This window comes from Frankia sp. CoWAU3 (genome assembly GCF_977971855.1).
Genome location: NZ_CDWWXB010000245.1, coordinates 1 through 4700, shown reverse-complemented (window position 1 = coordinate 4700; position 4700 = coordinate 1). Strand labels below are relative to the sequence as shown.

Genomic DNA, 4700 nt, shown 5'->3' with positions numbered 1-4700 from the left:
CTATCAGACGCCGATTCGACAACAGCTAACAACCCCAAGGGGATACGGACGACGACGCCTGCCCGAGCGGTCCCGGATCCCGTGGCGCCCCCGCCGGATCGTCCGGTCCACCCGGGCGGCACCCGCCGACCCTCGACCCGTGTCGAGCCGACCGCCGGAGGGTGTCCCTGCCCGGGAAGGCCGCAGTTCGGTGACGAACCCCAGTCCCGGACCGTCACCGATCTCCAGCAGCGCGGCTCGACCACCGCCACGGGACATGAGGTCACGCCACCGCGGCCAGGCCGGTGGGGGCGCTGTGCCTCGTGATGCCGGGCCAGGTCAGTTCTCCTCGGGCCCGAAGAGATCATCGAGAAAATCGAGGAACGAGCTGTCCAGGCGACCGGGACCAAGATCGTCTTGATCGGCAACGTCCCGGCGATCCGGGCTTTCCCGCAGCGACCGGGCGGTATCGTCCCGCAGCCCAATCATGAAGTCCTCGGCGAGACGCACCTGTTCCTGCAGAGATGCGAGCTTCTCCTCGGCCAGGGTAACCCAGGTTCTCAACCGTTCCCGCAGTTCCCTGCGATGATCCGGGGCAAGATCGGGCTGGCCGATCCGCTCACGCAATGTGATGAGAGAGCGCATCTCCTCGAGTGTGAACCCCAGCGGTTTCATCTTCTTGATGAGGAAAAACCGGTCGAGTGCGTCATCGTCGTACAGCGGGAAACCACCCGAGGTGTGGCCTACCGGCGCGAGCAGGCCGGCATCCTCGTAGAAGCGGGCGGTACGCAGGGACAAGGTCACCAGGGTGGCAACGTCACCGATCCGGTAGCGGCCGTCACGGGCATCGGCGGAAGACCCGGCGCTGCTGGTTATGGACAATTCAACCCTTATCACGTGAGCATGGCGACTGGTATTCGAGTGTCAAGCGTCTCTAGTATCGGCCACCCGCAGCTACACAGGACCGGTAAAGATCTAGTAATCCACGGCCGACGCCGACCGTGACGTCGGTCACCAGCGGACTCCGGTTGCTCCACAGGAGTCCCAGCGCCGGCCGCCACCCCGGATCCCGGTCACCCCGGCGAACCAGGTAGCTCCCACAAAATAGACAGCTTTACAAAACGGATGACCTTGACGCAGCGGAGGACCCGGGCGGACGAGACAACCTGCACGAACCGGGCGTCCGGGCAAAATCGGATCTCTTGCCGAGATCGGACGATCCCGACGGCCCCGACCTCGGGACGTGGGCCCCTCATGGCGGTTCCGGCACCCATCTCGGACGAGGTGACCATGGATTCACGAGTCCGTCATACCGTCCGATCCGCATCACCGTGCAGGCCGATGACGAAGTCCTCCGCGACTCCCGCCTGCTGCCGCAGGGTGGCCAGCTTCTCCTCAGCCAGCACGACCCAGGTATGCAGCCGCTCGCGCAGTTCGGTCCGCCGACTCTCGGAGATCGTCGGATCCGACAGCTCGTCGCGCACCGACAACAGCGACCGCATCTCCTCCAACGTGAACCCCAGCGACTTCATCTTCTTGATGACCAGCAGTCGATCGACAGCCTCGTCGTCGTACAGGCGGAAGCCACCCGGCGTACGTCCAGCGGGAGTAAGCAGTCCGGCTTCCTCGTAGTACCGGACCGCGCGCAGCGAAAGCCCGACCCGCTCGGCAACCTCACCTATCTGACGGGTGTTTCCGCGGGCCGCGCGGAACGCGGAACGATCGCGACGCGTCGTGGACACCGTAACCCTTACGTTCGTGCCTCGAAGACTCGGGCTAAAATGGTTGACACTCGACTCTACGGCCTGTCCCGCGGAGACTCGAACGGAGTCCACGACGAGGCCCCGAACTCCACACCGCCACCCCGTGAACACACTGGAAGAGCAACGCCCACCCACGACAGCATCCGCAACCACGCCGGCGACGTGGACCCCTGGCGAGGCAGCGGGCAGAGTGGGGCCCGCTCGGGTCGCCCACGTCACCCCACGTCCGCGGACTCCACTCACGTCACGGGGGCCGATCGGTCGACGCCGGGATCGTGAACCGGCAGGCTCAGTGCGGACCCCATCGCTTCGCGCCAGGGGCGGTGGGACATCGGCGGACAGGCCCCGATCGCGGGCCGGCAGAACGAGGAGACGGCTGTGCTGACCAGGATCGACCACGTCGGGATCGCGGTGGCTTCCCTCACCGAGGCCATCCCCCGTTATGAGGAGGCATTCGGTCTGAAGGTCGTGCACCAGGAGGAGAACGAGCGCCAAGGGGTGCGCGAAGCGATGCTGCTGGTCCACAGCGGCAAGACCGGGAACTCCCACGTCCAGCTGCTGGAACCGCTGCGCGAGGACAGCCCGATCGGGAAGTTCCTGGCCAAGCGGGGGCCGGGCATCCACCACATCGCCTACGGCGTCGCCGACATCGACAGCGCCCTGGCGGCCCTGACCATGACCGGATTCGATCTGGTCAACAAGACTCCGGTGCACGGCACCGCCGGCAGCCGGATCGCGTTCATCCATCCCAAGGGTCTCGGAGGCGTGCTCACCGAACTCGTCGAGGCCGCCGAGGGGCACTGAGCCGGGCCGGACGACCCCGCGTCGCAGCCATCCCCTGGCCGGCCCCTGTCCGGGCGGGGCAGCGAAGGCGCGGGGCGATGAATCCCCGGCGGCGCACCCGGCGACGGCCCCGACCCCGGTCCCGGTCCATGGCGGATCATGGACCGGGGATCACCGATCGCGGATCACCGGCGGCTTTTCGCGGCGGACACGTTCGCGGTCGGGACCGGATCGAGCGGGACCACCGATGAACCGTTCCACTGGTAACGCACGGTCGCACCACCCGCTGTCGGGCAGCACATCGGGTCGCTTGGCCGGTAGAGATCGTACTGGAGGGCGACGACCCGGTCGGTGGACCAGATCCAGCGGATCGTGGCGCTCGGCTGCGGCAAGTCGTAGCCGATGAGCCGGCCACGATGGAAGAAGAACGCCCGCTGCGGATGCCCGTCCCCGGATGTCGACAGCAGTCCGACGATCACGCTGAGATCGTTGCTCCGGTCATAACCGCCGAGGACGATCGGCGTGTACCCCGCCGATCGGACCACCGCCGCGGCGTTGGCGATGCCCAGCGCCGGCGCGCCGGAGGTGGATGAGGCAGCGGAGGCTGTTCCGGCGATCCCGCCCATCAGGGTGAGCGTACCGATCATCACTGAAACGGCAAGTCCGCGACGTAGCGCCATGAGACCTCCCAGGTTCCGTGCTGACCCGACCCAACCTAGATGCCCTCTTCGGTGGGCGCCGACCAGTTAGGGGGTATGGCCGGTATGTCGCCACGATGCGGACCGGTCCGCCCCCCGGCCGGCGGATCCGGCAGGCTCCACACCGGAACGGGCGGGAAGCCGTGCCGTCGGGGGCACTACCTGTGGCAAAGGGGGGCAGCTGAGGTTTGTTGATCTTTCACCGTCGTTGAGCGGAGTCCTTCCCGACCCGCCACGCTTCGTGCCCCCGCTGCCGGACGAGGCGCCGCCGCCGGTGTTCCCGCGCTTGTTCCAGACCACGCTGGGGAGGCTAACCGTGGCACGGTCTGGACGGAACCAGACGTACCGGATCTGTAACCACTCGGCGCGGGCTCAGACGGCGGCAACCCGGCGGCCCAGCTCCTGCACCAGCGGCTCCGACGGCCATGGGGAGAGCTGTTGGTGCAGCATACGGGCACGCTGCTGCACCGGCATGTTCGGCGCCTCCGCCACCGCATCCAACGCGGCGATGGCGGAGGCCGCCGCCGCCTCGGGATCGGGGCGGTCGCCATCGAGATGCCCGCGGGCGACCGCGAGGCGACCGAGCCCGACCCCCTGATGGGCCCGGGTCGCAACGAACGCGTCGGCCGCGCGCCCCCCGTGGTGGATCGCAATCCGGCCGGCTCCCGGCGTGGCCGCCGCGACGAGCGCGACGTAGAGCTCCTCATCGGGGTCATTCCACGGCTTCGGGTTGCGGCGGCCCGCAGCCATCCCGGCGCGCATCACGGTCGCCGCTTCGGCCGCCCGCCGATGATCGCCTGCCTCTGCGGCGGCGGCGGCCTCGTAGCCGGCAAGGCGCGCATGCTGCGACGGGTGCGCTGTCTGCCTACCGTGGGCGGCATGGTCCGCAGCCACTGACCAGTGGTCGGCGTCCATGGCGATCCAGGACTGCAGCCCGGCGATGTCGCCGGCCAGCAGGGGGTCCCGGGCTGCCGTGGCATGCTCCTGACCGATATCGGCGAAACGGCGGCCGAGCCGGTCATCACCGCCGAACCGCGCGACCGTGGCGAGCTCGACCGCGAAATGGCCGGCCATCAGGGTCAGCCTGCGCGCGGCAGGCAGGAGCACCCGGCGGTTGAGCATCGCCTCAACCTGCTGCCACGCATCGAACGCGGGCGGGAACAACACGGCGGGCGCGACCGACCATCGGTCGCGCCGAAGGTCGGCGAGCTGGAGCTCCAGCTCGGTCACCGTGAACGCCTGCGGCCGGGCGCCGTCGAGCTGGTCGCGCACGTCGGACGTGGCTGCGAGTACCGCTGCGGCGGTGAGCCCGCCCACGCCCTCGAAGAGCTGTCGCCTGTCCGTTGGTCTCACCTCCCGTGTCGGGTCCACTGTCCGCCACTCGGGCGGCAGTAGTCCAGGGAGCGAGGACATTGGGATGTTCAGCTCGGTCAGGGCCTGCTCCAGTGCGGCGGCCTGCCACGCCTCGACGAGGCGA

Annotated in this window: 5 protein-coding genes; 1 reads left to right on the top strand and 4 read right to left on the bottom strand. The window is 68.6% G+C overall.

Features of this window, described 5'->3' with window-relative positions:
* Positions 1 to 318: 318 nt before the first annotated feature.
* A complete protein-coding gene (locus AC08ON_RS16410; protein ID WP_476617282.1) occupies positions 319 to 876 on the bottom strand; it encodes a MerR family transcriptional regulator in 558 nt (185 codons plus the stop codon).
* 410 nt (positions 877 to 1286) lie between these two features.
* Complete coding sequence (locus AC08ON_RS16405) at positions 1287 to 1721, bottom strand: MerR family transcriptional regulator (RefSeq protein ID WP_476606700.1); 435 nt, start codon at positions 1719 to 1721, stop codon at positions 1287 to 1289.
* Between the two features lie 399 nt (positions 1722 to 2120).
* Here AC08ON_RS16405 and mce point away from each other — a divergent pair, with 399 nt between their 5' ends.
* Positions 2121 to 2546, top strand: coding sequence for a methylmalonyl-CoA epimerase (gene mce / locus AC08ON_RS16400; RefSeq protein ID WP_476606701.1), 426 nt, complete (start codon positions 2121 to 2123; stop codon positions 2544 to 2546).
* A 164-nt stretch (positions 2547 to 2710) separates the two neighbouring features.
* Here the strand turns inward: mce and AC08ON_RS16395 are convergent, their stop codons facing one another.
* Positions 2711 to 3205: an LppP/LprE family lipoprotein gene (locus AC08ON_RS16395; RefSeq protein WP_476606702.1), complete on the bottom strand. Its 495-nt coding sequence runs from the start codon at positions 3203 to 3205 to the stop codon at positions 2711 to 2713.
* 390 nt (positions 3206 to 3595) lie between these two features.
* The coding region (locus AC08ON_RS16390) for a hypothetical protein (protein WP_476606703.1) at positions 3596 to 4700 on the bottom strand (1105 nt) is incomplete at its 5' end.

Coding starts and splice junctions, on each gene's coding strand:
- AC08ON_RS16395 (WP_476606702.1), bottom strand. CDS start 3,205: ATGGCGCTACGTCGCGGACTTGCCGTTTCAGTGATGATCGGTACGCTC.